14 protein-coding genes and 1 pseudogene are annotated in these 14700 nt (G+C 44.2%); 3 read left to right on the top strand and 12 right to left on the bottom strand.

Features of this window, described 5'->3' with window-relative positions; translation table 11 throughout:
• Positions 1-219 precede the first annotated feature (219 nt).
• From F6K20_RS05775 to ccmP, 4 genes and pseudogenes are all read right to left on the bottom strand, one after another.
• Positions 220-495 (bottom strand): MerR family DNA-binding transcriptional regulator, encoded by a 276-nt coding sequence (locus F6K20_RS05775; RefSeq protein WP_008177942.1) that lies wholly within the window; start codon positions 493-495, stop codon positions 220-222.
• Between the two features lie 317 nt (positions 496-812).
• A pseudogene (locus F6K20_RS05770) lies at positions 813-1019 on the bottom strand (1-acyl-sn-glycerol-3-phosphate acyltransferase); the annotation flags it as partial.
• Between the two features lie 129 nt (positions 1020-1148).
• Complete coding sequence (locus tag F6K20_RS05765) at positions 1149-1985, bottom strand: pentapeptide repeat-containing protein (RefSeq protein WP_008177946.1); 837 nt, start codon at positions 1983-1985, stop codon at positions 1149-1151.
• A gap of 91 nt (positions 1986-2076) precedes the next feature.
• Positions 2077-2718 (bottom strand): beta-carboxysome protein CcmP, encoded by a 642-nt coding sequence (ccmP, locus tag F6K20_RS05760; protein WP_044491860.1) that lies wholly within the window; start codon positions 2716-2718, stop codon positions 2077-2079.
• Between the two features lie 1243 nt (positions 2719-3961).
• On the opposite strand from ccmP, the gene proS reads away from it, so the two are divergent.
• Complete coding sequence (gene proS, locus F6K20_RS05755) at positions 3962-5773, top strand: proline--tRNA ligase (protein ID WP_008177951.1); 1812 nt, start codon at positions 3962-3964, stop codon at positions 5771-5773.
• A gap of 146 nt (positions 5774-5919) precedes the next feature.
• Here the strand turns inward: proS and F6K20_RS05750 are convergent, their stop codons facing one another.
• The 8 genes from F6K20_RS05750 to glnA all read right to left on the bottom strand — a co-directional run bounded on the left by F6K20_RS05750 (position 5920) and on the right by glnA (position 13596).
• A complete protein-coding gene (locus tag F6K20_RS05750) occupies positions 5920-6036 on the bottom strand; it encodes a sensor histidine kinase (RefSeq protein ID WP_324293442.1) in 117 nt (38 codons plus the stop codon).
• A 35-nt stretch (positions 6037-6071) separates the two neighbouring features.
• Positions 6072-6902 carry a response regulator gene (locus F6K20_RS05745; protein ID WP_353736728.1) on the bottom strand — a complete coding sequence of 277 codons (831 nt, stop codon included), beginning with the start codon at positions 6900-6902 and terminating at the stop codon, positions 6072-6074.
• Positions 6903-7591: 689 nt separating this feature from the next.
• The gene (locus F6K20_RS05740) at positions 7592-8401 is read right to left on the bottom strand and encodes a lipoate--protein ligase family protein (protein ID WP_287294048.1); all 810 of its coding nucleotides are present in this window, start codon (positions 8399-8401) and stop codon (positions 7592-7594) included.
• Between the two features lie 92 nt (positions 8402-8493).
• The gene (locus F6K20_RS05735) at positions 8494-8997 is read right to left on the bottom strand and encodes a YbjN domain-containing protein (protein ID WP_008177958.1); all 504 of its coding nucleotides are present in this window, start codon (positions 8995-8997) and stop codon (positions 8494-8496) included.
• A 262-nt stretch (positions 8998-9259) separates the two neighbouring features.
• The gene (locus F6K20_RS05730; protein ID WP_044491863.1) at positions 9260-10159 is read right to left on the bottom strand and encodes a ferritin-like domain-containing protein; all 900 of its coding nucleotides are present in this window, start codon (positions 10157-10159) and stop codon (positions 9260-9262) included.
• A gap of 322 nt (positions 10160-10481) precedes the next feature.
• On the bottom strand, positions 10482-10607 hold the full coding sequence (locus F6K20_RS05725; RefSeq protein ID WP_287294045.1) for a hypothetical protein: 126 nt from the start codon (positions 10605-10607) through the stop codon (positions 10482-10484).
• Positions 10585-11868 (bottom strand): RNA-guided endonuclease IscB, encoded by a 1284-nt coding sequence (iscB, locus tag F6K20_RS05720; RefSeq protein WP_287251413.1) that lies wholly within the window; start codon positions 11866-11868, stop codon positions 10585-10587. The genes F6K20_RS05725 and iscB overlap by 23 nt, the downstream gene beginning before the upstream one ends.
• Positions 11869-12174: 306 nt before the next feature.
• The gene (gene glnA, locus F6K20_RS05715; protein WP_008177966.1) at positions 12175-13596 is read right to left on the bottom strand and encodes a type I glutamate--ammonia ligase; all 1422 of its coding nucleotides are present in this window, start codon (positions 13594-13596) and stop codon (positions 12175-12177) included.
• Between the two features lie 480 nt (positions 13597-14076).
• Here glnA and F6K20_RS05710 point away from each other — a divergent pair, with 480 nt between their 5' ends.
• The gene (locus tag F6K20_RS05710) at positions 14077-14253 is read left to right on the top strand and encodes a hypothetical protein (RefSeq protein WP_154659636.1); all 177 of its coding nucleotides are present in this window, start codon (positions 14077-14079) and stop codon (positions 14251-14253) included.
• A 193-nt stretch (positions 14254-14446) separates the two neighbouring features.
• A partial coding sequence (locus tag F6K20_RS05705) for a bilin-binding protein (protein ID WP_502708815.1) occupies positions 14447-14700 on the top strand: 254 nt, incomplete at its 3' end.

Raw genomic sequence — 14700 nt, 5'->3', positions numbered from 1 at the left:
TACAATGGCGAGGATATTCTCCACCATCTCTCCCTCATAAGATAGGTCTGACTGGTTGAGAACCAAGATCTTGCCACCGTTTTGCGTAACATACCATTCGATAAGTTCAAATCCGAATCTTGGCCTACGGTCTTTGTGTGGGAGCACAACCAGGTTGATATCTCTTGACATGACCCGTCCCAATAAGGTTTTAAGACCTTTTCGCTTGTAGTTGAGTTCTCAGCCGATGTCAAAGATGATTTCTGCTTCCGGGAATTGCCCTTGGCAGAACGCCGCTTGCCTTTCGAGGTCGTCTTTTTGTTTTTTGCTTGAAACCCTGGCGTAGATGACGACTGGCTTGTTTGGGACTTGTCCAAGAACGGAGTCAACATCGTACCTCTGTTGATTACTTGGGGTTCTAATGGTTTTGATTTTTCCTGCTTGATCCCAGTATCGGAGTGTTCGCTGTGATACTCCAAGGATTTCGCAAGCCTTTCGGGGTGGAACATAACGCATCAGCGGTTAGTAATAATTGGCTTTCTATATACTGGTACCAGAGTCTGCCGATGAATTCCAGACACTGCCGGAAAAATAATCATCTATTAGCTACAGTCTGAGGTCTAGCAAGCCAGACTCTTGAGATTGAGGTTGAGTGGACTCAGGATAGTTAGAGTCCAAAGCTTAACCTCAAGTTAACCAAAATCCCACTTTGATTAACTTGAGGTTAAGGATAAAAATAATGCTATATATTTTTACTTAGTCAGAGAATATTGTCAAGTTATGATCAGACTTTCCATAGAGGTTTGCAGCTCATGAGTCAGGTCAACTATAGCTTATCTAGCACCATGACGACTGGCTCGATAGGCTGGGTAAAACTCAGAGACCGATATTGGTTTACCAACTCTCATCTGTACCCTTTGCTTACCTAATCGAGGACGATCAAAGGGGTTGCCACCCTTGAGGCGAGTCACCAGATCCCATAGCAGTAAGGTTGTCTCAACAAACCGCTCGACGGTGGGTTTTTCCAGCACATATTGACCTGGTGAGATAAATTTTAGGGGCGGTTGGGCATAACTCATCGGTGTCTGGTCGATAGTGTCTGTTGGATGATACTTGCAGCACTAACTGATTAATCGAAGGTTTGATTGATTGTGATCAGATGTAGTGATCTAAGGATGGATAGTTCCATCAGGCATAATTGTTTCCCTTAGATTAGCTTGGCTTAGTTCAGCTTCAATGATAGTAGCCCCAGTTAAGTTAGCTTTACTGAGGTTAGCGCCCCTCAGCTTAGCTGTAGTGAGGTTAGACCCGCTTAAATTAGCTTTGGTAAGGTTCGCCCATCTAATGTCAACCCCGTAAAGGTCTGCCTCTGCTAGGTTAGCTCCAAACAGATAGCTTCCACTCAGGTGAGCTTCTGCTAGGTTAGCCCCTGGACACTCAGCTTTGTATAGGTAAGCCCCAAGCAGTTCAGCTTGATGAAGATTAGCATTGCTCAGATTAGCATGGCAGAGATTGGCAGCCATAAGGTTAGCCTCAACCAGGTTAGTCCGTCTTAGCTTTGCCCCACTTAAATCTGCTTCTGAGAGATTAGCTTTGAGCAAGCTAGTGCCAATTAGGTTAGCATTACTCAAATCAGCTTCCATCAGGTTAGCTAGGGTCAAGTCAGCCCCAATTAAATTGGCACCATTTAGGTCAGCCCTGATCAGGTTAGCTGCTATAAGTTTAGTCCCAATTAGCTCTGCCGAGATCAGTTTAGCTTTGATTAGTTCAGCATCTTGGAGGTTGGCATTACTGAGGTTAGCTTGACTGAGGTTAGCGCTAATCAGTTTAATATTGCCTAGATTTGCCTTTTTTAGGTTAGCTTTTGCTAAGTTTACCCTTTCAAAGTTAGCCCCATTGAGGTTAACTTCGCTAAGGTCTGGTTCTAGATCTAGATTTGTCTTTCTCCATTCTGTCCATCTCAATGGATCTTGTTTGAGTAGAGCAAGATGTTCTAGATTGGCCATTGAGGTTCTCCTTCACATTATGTAGCGGTGCCAACAAAGACTTTAACCCAATGGCACTACATTAAGGGATCAGGTCAGGAAGAATTCCTTTCTATTCCTTGCGCTTGGCAGCAGGATGTTCACGACCACTCACGCTTTCAATAGCAGTCAGCGCTGCTTGAGACGCTGCTAATATATCCCGTTCTTCTCCGCCTAGGTAGAGGCGTCCAAAGCTGCCCACTGCACTAATTTGTAAGATGTTAATTAAGGCGGATTTCTCTGCTTCATTGGCAGCTAGGGCAGCATAGGCAGCTGGCTCAACTTCTAATACATATAGGGTTTGCCCTGCTAGCAACATTTGACCGCGCCGTGTGCGATTAATTAACTGGGTCTGGTGGGCATCAATATTACGGATAATTTGGCTAGAAATGACCCGAGGTTTGAGCCGATCCTGTTCACGGACGCCCAGTGCGTCTAAAATTGCTTTGCCAGCTGTACGGGTTTCCCCTTGTTTATTAGCATGCACCTCTAGAAGTCCGTAAAGCCGTTCGACCACCAGCACTCCTGGACGCACGGCAGTGGATTTGAGGGCAATATCGGTAATCCGGTTAATTTCAATACCTGGTGAGATTTCAATCCAAAGGGAGGTATCTCCTGGTAAGGGCAAAAATCCTAACGCTACTGTTCCCATGTAAGCGGCGTGCTGAGGCTGCAAGCTGTCTATGTATACGTAACTGCGTAGTTCAATACCCAAAGTTTATATCTGTTCCTTTTTTAGTGACTAGAAGTTGTCCAAAAGGCAATTCGCACTCACAGAAGCCTACCACACCTCTCGACCTTCTGGTTTACCCCAGTGAACCTCTTCACTGATTTAGACTTGATTGGCTAGTAATTCATCTAGGGTATATTCTTCAGGTTATTCTACCGGTCCCAAGACTAATTTTCCGTCTACAACCCTGGAGATTATATTCATCTTTAGTCCCTACTGCTAAGCAATGGCTTTGGGAATTATAATGGCTAAGGAGTTTCTCCACCTACTGATATCCGTTAGTGAAGCATCTCGGTTGGAGATTCGTAATGGTGTTGATTTTATGAATTTTAATTACAGATATACAGCCGCCATAAAACTATGGTAAATTCAGGGGTATTAGTTTCTTTTTAATTCAATTGTCTGCTGCGTTTTTTTGCTATAAATTTGATAATTATTCCAGAAAAATATCCATCATGGCTTTTAATATGATTATTTGTTAATTAATTTAATTTTATTGCTAGTTTATTTTTTTTGCCTATAAATTATCTATCGTAATTATCTGGATATTTTATTTATATCTAAGTTTTTTTTGATAGCATAAAAACTCTTATAATAAAGAGTATTGTTTGATCATAACAATGATCAAAATAGCGTCAAAAACTCTTGTTTATCTTTTATTAATTTTTATTTAAACAGTATGATTTTATTTATAGACAGCAATAAGTATTATCACTATCACTTAAATCTAGTCTTGTTTGGTTGAGCTATGAATTGAAAAACGTCTCCAATATTACATTTTTAAGAGTCCGTTGGTTATCGATAATAATCTGGTTGATAGGGGATTGGTTAATGCTTTGGTTGCTCTTACTGATATCTAGTTTATTTAAAGCTCCGATGGTAACCTGTTCACTAATCAAAGCAAGAAAACGTAAGGTGTTGCGTCAGTCTTAGAATGAATAGGAGTAGAGTGGGCATCCTGCCCGCCCGAAAATATTGATAACAGGCAAGATGCCTGTTCCACAAAACTATTCACATCATTCCATTATTAAGCAACGCCAAACGTAAAGCTTCGCAAGCTAAAACGTCTATAACCAAGATTATGCTAATTGAAATTAAACTAGAAACTAGCCTATAATCACATACCTTCTCAGAGGTTGAAGAGTATGTCAATCCTGGCTGACATACTGTTGATGAAAGTTTTAAACTGATGAGATAATGGTAGTTTGGTCTAAAAAGGAAGTAAGTAATGCGACTGTCTCAGATGCTGTTGGTGACACTGCGGGAAGACCCAGTGGAAGCAGAAATCCCTAGCCATAAACTTTTGCTCCGTGCGGGTTACATTCGACGTATTGGCAGTGGCATATACGCCTATTTACCTATGATGTGGCGTGTCCTCAAAAAAGTTTCTCAGATTGTGCGGGAGGAAATGGATGCCACAGGTGCTCAAGAGTGTCTACTGCCTCAGCTACAACCGTCTGAGCTGTGGAAAGAATCGGGTCGTTGGGACACCTACACCAAAGCTGAGGGCATTATGTTTGCTCTGATTGACCGACAAAAGCGGGAATTGGGGCTTGGACCAACCCATGAAGAGGTAATCACTACTGTTGCTAAGGACATGATTCGCTCCTATCGGCAATTACCTCTAAACCTGTATCAAATTCAAACTAAGTTCCGAGATGAAATTCGCCCCCGATTTGGGCTGATGCGGGGACGGGAATTCATTATGAAGGATGCGTACTCCTTCCATACCGATCACGAAAGCCTGAAAAAGACTTATCAGGCGATGGATCAAGCCTATAGAAATATGTTTAGCCGCAGTGGTTTGGAGTTTAGAGCGGTTGAGGCTGACTCTGGGGCGATTGGGGGTTCGGGTTCTCAAGAATTTATGGTTCTGGCTGATGCTGGGGAAGACGAGATTCTCTACACAGAGGATGGCAAGTATTCTGCCAATGTGGAAAAAGCGGTTTCCTTACCACCAGACCTAGAGCCCTCACCCTATAACACTTATGAAAAACTAGAAACTCCAAACACCTCAACTATTGACACCCTCTGTCAATTCCTGAAGTGCTCTGCCACTAGTGTGGTAAAAAATGTCCTTTACCAAATTGTCTATGACAACGGGATGACGGTGTTGGTTTTAGTGAGCATTCGGGGGGATCAAGATGTAAATGAGGTGAAGTTACAGAATGAATTGGTGAAATTGGCAGACCAATACGATGCCACAACGGTTTTAGCCCTGACGGTACCAGAGGTGGCTACCCAGGAAAAATGGGCATCGAAACCTCTACCTTTGGGCTACATGGCACCTGATTTGGCAGATGATTATATCAAGTCAGCTAAAGATATTGCGCCTCAGTTTTTGCGGTTGGTAGATCAAACAGCAGTGGAACTGAAAAACTTTACTACTGGTTCTAATGAGTCAGGCTATCACGTAGTTGGTGCCAATTGGGGTGAGCAATTCCAGTTACCGAAGCTAGTGGTGGATGTCCGTAAGGCGAGTCCAGGCGATCGCGCCATCCATGACCCGAATCAAACCCTAAAAAGCGCTCGCGGAATAGAAGTTGGCCATATTTTCCAGTTGGGGACGAAATACTCATCGGCGATGGGGGCTACCTACACCAGTGAGCAAGGGGAAGAAATTCCGTTATGTATGGGCTGTTATGGGGTGGGAGTGTCTCGGTTAGCTCAAGCAGCTGTAGAGCAATCCTATGACAAGGATGGGATTATCTGGCCAGTTGCGATCGCACCCTACCATGTGATTATCACGATCCCGAATGTGGGAGATACCCAGCAGATGGCAGCAGCAGAAAAACTTTACACTCAACTCAATGAAGCAGGTATCGAAACCCTGCTTGATGACCGCAACGAACGAGCTGGGGTCAAGTTCAAAGATGCTGATTTAATTGGGATTCCCTACCGGATTGTCACTGGGCGATCGCTTAAAGATGGCAAAGTGGAAGTGGTGGAACGGGCTACCCACAAATCGACAGAACTCTCCCTTGAGGAAGTGCTACCCACCCTGAAGCAGTGGATTGATACAGCTCTAAGGACGGTTTAGGATTGAGGGTTGCAGGTTGAACGCGATTGCGTGGCCTTTTGGCCAAGGTTGTTCGCCCAAGGCGATTTGATCTAGGGTAGGTTGAAGGATACAAGGAAGGATACAAGGATAACCATTGGGTGAATATGACGAATGACTAATCAGTGTTAAACCCATTCTATGGGTAGGGAAACAGTAAACTTCGCTCCCTTACCCAATTCACTGTCCACAGTTATCTGACCCGCCATCAGATCACAGAGCTTTTTCGCGATCGCTAAACCCAACCCAGCCCCACTATACTTGCGGGTGTCCGACTCATCTACCTGAGTGAAGGGTCAGTCAGTTGGAGTTGAGTACTGTCAGTTCGAGCATGCTGCATCATGCTTTGAATGATGCCCTCGGCTCTTTGACCATGAAGTTTGATAGCGAGAGAATTGTCTCGCAGTTCTGTCAAGGTGTCTTTGATATAGCTAGCTGTTGTTGTTTTTATATGCTCTAATTGTATTTTAAATTCTTCGATGAGTTCCTCAGCTAACTCCATCGAACCTTCGGCATAATTGTTGACAAAGTTGAGAGGATTCCTCAGTTCATGGGCAACCCCTGCAGTTAAGGTACCGAGGTATGCTAGTTTCTCTGTGGCAATAATTTGCTCTTGGGCTTCCTTAAGCTGTTGGAAAGTCTTACTTAACCTGGTTTCCGCCGCCGCACGTTCCGCAACTTCTTGTTTCAAACGGGCATTTTGTTCATCAAGGGTTATAGTCAAATGTCTTAGTTGTAGATGTATCCTTACTCTAGCTAATACCTCGTCTTGTTGAAACGGTTTGGTGATGTAATCGACGGCTCCGATGGAAAGACCTTTGACCTTATCAACTGTGTCAGTCAGTGCGGTCATGAAAATTACGGGGATGTCTCGATTTGAAGGGTTTGCTTTTAGTCTTTTGCAAGTCTCAAATCCGTCAATTCCTGGCATCATTACGTCCAATAGAATTAGATCGGGTTGATTATAGTTAACTTGTTCAATCGCGCTTTCACCATCTGTTTCCACAGCAACCGTAAAGCCAGCATTGTGCAAAGCCTGGGATATGACTGATAAATTGGTGGGTGTATCATCTACAACTAAGATCATATTTTTGTCTTGATCGTATGTCACTGGTTCAGGGTCATATCAACACAAATCGATTTACTCATAAATTGTAAAATATCTATAATTTATCATCCCTTAACCATGTCTAAGTCTAAATTTATTTATTAAAATAAAACAAATAGTTTTGAGTTATAATCCTAGAAAATTTAGTTATTATGAATTTATTTTTATCAATTATTTCACTTATTAGAGTTAGCAAAATCTAAGCCGGATCAAAAAATGGATAGCCTGATTAATCTGTGCTGCTGCATACTTGAAGCTATTACTGAAAAAGGTGCTTGTTTAGGATTATATAAACTTACCTTGAACTTACCCTCAGGGAAAATACTGACAGGAGGTGGGATTTATGGCAGTTATTGTCAAAAATTGAGAAACGAGCCAGGAGTATATTGGGCTCGGAACAGGATTTGGAGCTTACAAATCATCACGCCCAAGTCATTTCTGGTAGTAACTTTAGACATCAGCTAGTTTGTTGCCTACTTTTGCTTAAGTTCTGATATAGCACTACGCATTCAGATGTAAGACAATTCCTAAACTCCGAAACGTAAGTAATCGCTTACTTCTGACTTCTTACTTCTTACTTCTGACTTGCACGTAGCGCTATAATTTCTGTTTTATCCATGATAAAAACCTCTCCTTGTCTGCTTTTCCATCAGCCTTAACTATGGGTGTTCAACCAGATTTGTTCTGATCGGCTATTGATCTGATCGGCTATTTACCAAAGCCAGAATTTCTTGCCACTCCTGATTTGATAAAGGCTTCTCTACCAACTCCACACCAAAACAATCGGCAGCAGCATGAGTTAGGGCATCCACCACAATGTTTATTAAGGCATCTCCCCGTTGAGCCATGGGTAGATCAAAGGGAGGGGGCGCTTCCCCAAACACTTGAGTATACAGTCCAGCATCTGGTTCTAAGGGAATTGAGCCATGCTGCAAAATCACATTACCACGGCGCAATTGAGCACTACCAATCAGTTTAGAACCATCTGCCAACACTAAATCGGCACCAGTAGCAGTCCCGAAACAGTTGGGATTGTGAATATACCCCCGTCCGGCTGAACCATAGTGCAACTCTACACCAAGCGAGCGCCACCCCTGAATCAAAAACTCACAAATTTGGTGATAGGCATCAAGACGTTTACCAGTCAACCCGGAATTAACCACCATATAGGTCAAATCTCCCTGATGTAGCACAGCTCTACCACCAGTGGGACGCCTTACCAGCTCTACTGGTTGTGATGCCCAAGTGAGTTGTTCCCAGAACTCAGGCCAACGGCGTTGATGGTAGCCAACAGAGATGGTTGGTGATGCCCAGGTATAAAATCGCAATACTGGGGGATGTTTTCCCCGTTGGTGCTGGGCTAGTAGCCACTGGTCAATGGCCATCTGAAGCCGCCCTGATGCCTGTAGTAAGGGAATTAAACGCCAGGATGAACTCTGAAGTGGTAAGTCTGAACTATCAGAAGTCTCAAGTGGTAAGTCTGAAGTATTAAACAATGCCATTGTTGGCTGATTTGTTCGCGCTATTGATTAACTGGTATGTTTTAATCTTTATCCTTCACCTGTGTGGTAATATCAACTGGAATCAGAAGATTTTAGGCCGCACCAAACTCAGCTTGTAATAAGTCATCATTGTCATCGGCTATAGTGGCTACCACGGTAATGGCGCGAGAAATTTCTCCTGGGGACAATTCAGCAACAGTTCGCGTGGATAACACGACAACTTGATCCTCAACAATAGCAAAGCGGGATTCAAAGGTGTCATACCAGTTCATTTCCAGGAGCTTGCGCATCAATTTTGCCTCGTCCTTGGCAGGTAGATGCATCACAGAAGACCAAGCTGTGAAGGTGTCATCATCTGTGGAACCAGTGAGCTGAACGAATACTTCCACGCTACCGTACTGAAACTTCCACAAGTAGCCTTCTTCACTGTGGCTTACCATAGCGCTATTGTTTTGTTCCAGGCTGGAGATGACCGTTTCAATGTTTTCGACATAGTTAACGGCAGTCATAGTCTGGTTGAACTCACTGGCAACGATTTCTGCCATTGACAAGTCTTGACTAGATAGAGTGTCAGGATTCGGCTGTGGGTTTGTCATAATCTATTTCTCTGTGCTGGTCTTGGGGTTTGCCTAAGACCCAGTATCACCTGTAGCTATGCTTCTTGACACGTTGAGTGATTTTCTTAAATCAAGGGTCGAGACATGCAATTAGGTGAGACAGGCAAAAAGGAAAGGGTCAAGGGGAAAAAATGATTTTGCCTTAACCTTTTTCCTTGAACCCTTGTCTTAGATTTTACCTTTGAGATACCGAAACACTAACAAATGCCCTTGAACAGCTTCTGACTTCTTGACCAATTTTCTAGGAGACAGCTTTTTGCTGATGTTTAGATACCTGATTCAGACCGTTCAAAAACATTGGCACAAATTTTTCGATAAACCCTTGTGGATCTTGCTGCCAAGCCTTTTGTGCTACCTGAATCCTGGTCATTTGCAGTTCAGGGGCTAGCAAGGTTTGGGGTAAGCGCTCGATCAGGTACTGAGGACGTTCCCACACTGGCAAAGTATTGGCAACCTCTAGCAAGTTATTGAGTCGGCGCAGTTCAGCACCTGCCATCAGATCTATACCAGATTCATAAGCCGCCTGTTCTATCGCTACATACTGGCGCTTTGCCTGTTCGACCTTCTGTCGATGTTCTGGGCTTTTCTTGGCAATTTGTGCCAACCACCGATTCCCCCAACGCACATGACCAACTTCCTCTGGGAAAATCTGTTCAATGGTTTTAAGAATCTTAATATTTTCTTCCGTTTTCGGTGCCTCTTTCAATGCTTTGATGTGAGCTGAGAAGTACTCACATCCCCGTTTTTCGGTGACATTAATCGCTGCCAAACCACCGATCAGTCCATCGTTCAGCTTTCCTGGTTGTTTATAGCTTTCCTGGTCGATCAGTCGATCAAATTCCTTGATGTAGGACACTCCAGGGGGCTTACCAATATCTGCCCCCAGTTTCATGAGTAGGTCAGTCAGCCACATGGCATGACGAGCTTCGTCAGCAATGTGATGAGATAGGTCACGCACCAGTTCTTTTGGCTGACCATCCAGCTTTTCTACCAAATCCGTGAGATCCAGGCAACTGTGTTGTTCGTTGTAGCGATAGCGGTTGAGCATGACCAGGTGAAGTTTGCGATCGCGTACCACATGTGGCAGGATTTCACGGGCACCCATGCCATTGTTTGATTTGTGAGGATATGCAACTGTCATAGATTTTCTTAGCTAAACCCGCACCAAACCCACGTCTGACCCGATAGGGGAACGGTCGTTGAATTGGGGACAGGAATTATTTATGACCAAGTCTACTGTAGACTATAGCGTTTAGATCTCGGTTGTTAACATACTCCCAAAGGCCAAGAGGCATGCATGTAAGAGGCAAAAGGCAAAAGGGGCAAGAGCTCCGGAGTTTTATTCGACAATAAAAAAAGACAATACAGGTTTACATCTCAAATACAAACGCGCTTATCATGAAAAAAATTACTGGACCTCGTAGCAGCAAAAAACATGATTCAGTAATAAAATCAATCTAAAATCAGTGTGGCTCGAAGTGTTCCTCAATGGACACTGAACCTACGGTTTCAGCTGTCCGAGGAATTGCCGTCAAACAAACAATTGAGCGATAGTAAATCCGCTGTTCAGGAGCCATATTCGTATCCATCAGCAAAGTGAATAGTTTTCAAATATTTTGGATGAACGTCAAACCTTTTGCCGACTGTGGTTAGTTTGAAACTTGGTCTAAATCGAATCGCCACTCGACCGGTGTAGATTCCTAGGTACTTCCCAGTTAAAACATTAGCTTTCACTAAATCCCCTGTCTGGAAACCCATAAAGAACTTTTGGGATGGAGCATGACGGATTGGGAAGCCGTAGCGGTCAGTCCCGCAACGCTGACGAGTTCCATGACCTTTTGCCTTGATTAATAGTGGCTTAACTCCCTTTAAAAGTAGCTTTTCCGGTGTAGAGGCACCTACGCAAGCCGCATCAGTCCAGTGGTGTTTCTCGATGCCTCTGGTCTTACGGTTAAACTTGGTTGTACCCCCTGTACCTGTTTCTAATAGCAAACTGAACGATTGCAGCCTTCTGAACAGTTCCCATCGGGTAGCGTTAACGGCTGCCGCATCTTTCAATGGTGCTAATGCTTGTGCCAAAATTCGTTTGAGAACTAATGGTTTTTTTTTCAGGAACTCTTCAACAGGTTGGTTTCCTTTGGCTTGATTACAATAATGACAAGCCAATGTTAAGTTGCTCACACGGTTACTACCTCCCCTTGATTTGGCGATGATATGTTCAATCTCTAAGGGGACATTTTCAACGCCGCAATAAGTGCATTTTCTACCCCATTTGGTCAATAGATACTCTTTTACTTCAAAGCCAAAGAGCTCTCCGTGTTGATACTCAACACCGCTAATCTCAGGATTTTGTAATTCCTGAGTATCGAACCTAACCAGCTCAGTAGAGATGGCTGTAATAGGACAAACTTTGAGCATCCGTCTGACCCATGTTTCAATGTTGGCAATCCGACTCTCAAGAGAGGGAGGTAACCATCCTTGTTTACGGGTTCGATTCAGAAATCGAGGTTTACGGTAACGGGTTTTACGGTTACGGCGTGCCCTTCTTAATGCCCTACGAGATTCAAGGGCGTCTTTAATTTGTTGCCCTCTGTGAGAGATTTCTAACGCTCCTACAACACGTCCTGTCTCCTCTTGAACTACGGCAATTCCAGTTACTTTGCTTCCAGGGTCAATCTTAATCCTATGAGGATGAACTATCGATTCTTCCGCCGTTCTCTCCTGTAGCACGATCGTGAATGGATAGCGCTTGTAGACTTTCGCTCGTCCTTTTGTGAGTAGTTCTCTCGCCCGTGCTGGATGGCAAGGGTCAAGAGGCAAAATGTTTTTGTCTACTACGAAAACTCGCATTACTTTGAACGCTCAACATAAGTTGGTAAGGTTTGCCTCGACGTGTTAAGACTCGGTACTTTCTGAGTAACACTGGCTTTCCCGAATGACCTGTTTAATTACCCAGTTGTAGTGCTTGAAACTGGCACGCATTTCAAGGTACGAATTTTAACGCTTAGTCTTAACGGCTGCGCGAGGCGAGGATTTCTTGCCTCGCGCCGTCTGGTCAACAGGCTTTATTCAAGCCCACACTGTACCTTGAGGGTCAGTGTGCGGTAGTTGACCCTAGAGGATGGCTAATGGTCTTAGTTCACCATTGACAAAGTATTAGACATCGTAGTATAGTGCGAACTCATAGGGATGAGGCCGCAACCGCATGGGGTTGACTTCGTTGTCTAGTTTGAATTCAATCCAGTTGGTAATGAAGTCTTCGGTAAATACTCCTGATTCAGTCAAGAAGGTATGATCCTTTTCTAAGGCTGCCAGAGCATCCTCTAGAGAACCGGGGGTGGATGGAATTTTGCTCAATTCCTCTGGAGAGAGGTCGTAAATATCCACATCTAGAGAGTCACCTGGTTCAATCTCGTTCTTGATGCCATCAATACCAGCACAGAGCATGGCAGCGAAGGCGAGATAGGGGTTACAGGTGGCATCAGGGCAACGGAACTCTAACCGCTTGGCCTTAGGATTGGGGCCAGACAGAGGAATGCGGATGGAAGCTGAACGGTTGCCTTGGGAGTAAGCTAAGTTGACTGGGGCTTCAAACCCAGGAACCAGACGCTTGTAGGAGTTCGTGCTGGGGTTGGTAAGTGCTAACAGAGCCGGGGCGTGCTTGAGTAAACCACCGATGTAATGGAGCGCCATGGTACTTAGGTTGGCGTAACCATCACCCCAGAACAAGGGTTCCCCATCCTTCCAGATAGATTGGTGGGTATGCATTCCCGAACCATTGTCATTAAAGATTGGTTTGGGCATGAAGGTGACAGTTCTGCCATACTTTTTGGCAACATTTTTGATGACATACTTATAAGTCATCAGATCGTCAGCAGCCTTAATTAGGGTGCCAAAGCGGAAACCCAACTCGTTCTGTCCACCTGTAGCTACCTCGTGGTGGTGCTTTTCAATGGGTACGCCGCACTCTGCCATGGTTAGCAGCATTTCGGTACGCATGTCTTGCAGGGTGTCTGTGGGGGAGACAGGGAAATAACCTTCTTTATAGCGAGGCTTATATCCGAGGTTACCACCTGCTTCTTCTCGACCAGAATTCCAACGACCTTCAACGCTGTCTACATAGTAGTAGCACTGGCTCTCGGTTTGGTCAAAGCGAACATCATCAAACACAAAGAATTCAGCTTCTGGACCAAAGAAGGCGGTATCCCCAATGCCAGTGCTGATCAGATAGTCAAGGGCTTTCTGAGCAATGCTGCGTGGATCGCGGCTGTACCATTCCCCAGTACGCGGTTCCTTAATGCTGCAAATCATGCTCAGGGTTGGTTCTTTCATGAATGGGTCGATCCAAGCCGTTGTGGCATCAGGAACCATTGCCATGTCAGATTCGTTGATTGCTTTCCAACCCCGAATACTTGAACCATCGAAGGGAACTCCATCGACAAAGGAATCCTCTTCTATTTGGTCTTGGTAAAACGAGCAGTGCTGCCAGATCCCTGGCATATCAATGAATTTAAGGTCGATGATTTTTATGTTTTGGTCTTGAATCATTTTCAAGACTTCTTGTGGGGTTTCAGGCATGAATGACTCCTTTGATCAGCTTTACGTTTGTTTACAAAGAAACAATCTTAGAAAATTACTTGAGTTAGTGAATCTACCAAAATTGGCGACACTTAAGCTTTCCCAAACCGAGGACGGGCTAGGTAAGCATCCGAGTCAGTTATTCCTGGGGAGATACTTTTTTTTGAGTGGTGCAAGCAGCACGATTTTCTTAAAAGCATCTTGATGGGCTTTTCCCTTGAACAGTGAAAAGTTGTAGTTCCCTGATTCCTGACTCATCCTAGGGATAGAAAGTAGGACATTATGTATCTAACAATACAGAATGTCCTAAGATGATCGGATCTCATATGAATAAAAAATTAAATTTTCGAGTTCTAGACTAAGTCAGGTTCGCACAAAGGCTCGCACAAAGGCTCAACAGAAGGTCTTTGTCTGGTCACCATGGCACAGAGGCGAAGACTAGGCTCTGGTTAGTGGCAGGTTTTGCCTAAATCCCTCTATATGGCCTCTATATGGGCAATGGGGTTAGTGGGAGCATTTGGTCGGTCGGTTCTAGTTTCCCTGTTTCCCCCCTCTGGAAGTGTCTTGCTCAACTATAAGGTCACATCTATGGTGGGCAACGCCCAATTCTCAAGAAGCATTAAGGATGAAAGCAACAAGCAACAGGGTACAATCTAGTGATGAAAGATATGTATACGCTTAGCTCCAGCCAATTATAGCGTCTGGAATTGAGCACACATTCAACTTGCTGTTTAACTCCTGTGGAGTGCATAGTGTAGCGCTCTGTACCTGTTGAGTGCTCGCCCTATATCTAGGGAAGAGGTCAATAGTAAATCAAAAATATCAAGATTGTTGTTGGGAGAATAATTTAATGAGGGATCTAGTCACAAACTTGATTAGGAATTATGATAGCTCAGGTCGCTACCTAGATCGGGATGCCATCGATTCACTTAAGTCTTACTTTGAAACTGGCACCGCTCGGGTGGCTGTAGCTACTTTAATCAATGGCAATGCTGCTTCTATTGTCAAGCAAGCATCAGCACAACTGTATGAGGAAGTTCCTGAACTGTTGCGTCCAGGTGGCAATTCTTATACAACTCGTCGTTATGCTGCTTGTTTACGAGA

Source organism: Moorena sp. SIO2C4, assembly GCF_010672485.1.
GTDB lineage: Bacteria > Cyanobacteriota > Cyanobacteriia > Cyanobacteriales > Coleofasciculaceae > Moorena > Moorena producens.
This window is presented reverse-complemented; position numbering and strand designations above follow the sequence as displayed.

Excerpts from the sequence above, each read along its gene's own strand:
- F6K20_RS05775 (WP_008177942.1), bottom strand. The coding sequence starts at position 495 with ATGCGTTATGTTCCACCCCGAAAGGCTTGCGAAATCCTTGGAGTATCA.
- F6K20_RS05765 (WP_008177946.1), bottom strand. The coding sequence starts at position 1,985 with ATGGCCAATCTAGAACATCTTGCTCTACTCAAACAAGATCCATTGAGA.
- proS (WP_008177951.1), top strand. The coding sequence starts at position 3,962 with ATGCGACTGTCTCAGATGCTGTTGGTGACACTGCGGGAAGACCCAGTG.
- F6K20_RS05740 (WP_287294048.1), bottom strand. The coding sequence starts at position 8,401 with ATGGCATTGTTTAATACTTCAGACTTACCACTTGAGACTTCTGATAGT.
- F6K20_RS05735 (WP_008177958.1), bottom strand. The coding sequence starts at position 8,997 with ATGACAAACCCACAGCCGAATCCTGACACTCTATCTAGTCAAGACTTG.
- F6K20_RS05730 (WP_044491863.1), bottom strand. The coding sequence starts at position 10,159 with ATGACAGTTGCATATCCTCACAAATCAAACAATGGCATGGGTGCCCGT.
- F6K20_RS05725 (WP_287294045.1), bottom strand. The coding sequence starts at position 10,607 with ATGGATACGAATATGGCTCCTGAACAGCGGATTTACTATCGCTCAATT.
- iscB (WP_287251413.1), bottom strand. The coding sequence starts at position 11,868 with ATGCGAGTTTTCGTAGTAGACAAAAACATTTTGCCTCTTGACCCTTGC.
- glnA (WP_008177966.1), bottom strand. The coding sequence starts at position 13,596 with ATGCCTGAAACCCCACAAGAAGTCTTGAAAATGATTCAAGACCAAAAC.
- F6K20_RS05710 (WP_154659636.1), top strand. The coding sequence starts at position 14,077 with ATGGCCTCTATATGGGCAATGGGGTTAGTGGGAGCATTTGGTCGGTCG.